Origin of the sequence: Paraburkholderia sp. NMBU_R16 (assembly GCF_013282575.1) — a bacterium.
Taxonomy (GTDB): Bacteria; Pseudomonadota; Gammaproteobacteria; order Burkholderiales; family Burkholderiaceae; genus Trinickia.
In genome coordinates this window covers 1-250 of sequence record NZ_JAAAYE010000514.1, presented here as the reverse complement: position 1 = coordinate 250, position 250 = coordinate 1, and the positions used below count along the sequence as shown (strand labels likewise).

Sequence of the window (250 nt, the reverse complement as noted above, 5' to 3'; positions counted from 1 at the left end):
CGGCGCCATCTCGGCGATGCGCTCGTAGCCTTCGATCCAACGCAAACTTTCCTTCGGGCCACCACGCTTTCCCGACTCGTCCTTTTTCTCGCGAGCCCACATCCACGCGTCCAGGATGCCCAGCGGCTCGCGCTGTGGCGTCACCGCATAGGTCGGGTGAACGAACATCCCGCGCTGCGCCTCATACGTCAGCGGACCCAGTCCGATCGCCTCCTGACCGTTGAAATCAAGCTCGGTCGTGTCCTGAAGA

At 62.8% G+C, this 250-nt stretch carries 1 pseudogene; it reads right to left on the bottom strand.

What is annotated here, in order from left to right:
• Nucleotides 1-250: pseudogene (locus GWC77_RS28945) on the bottom strand (IS4 family transposase); the annotation flags it as partial.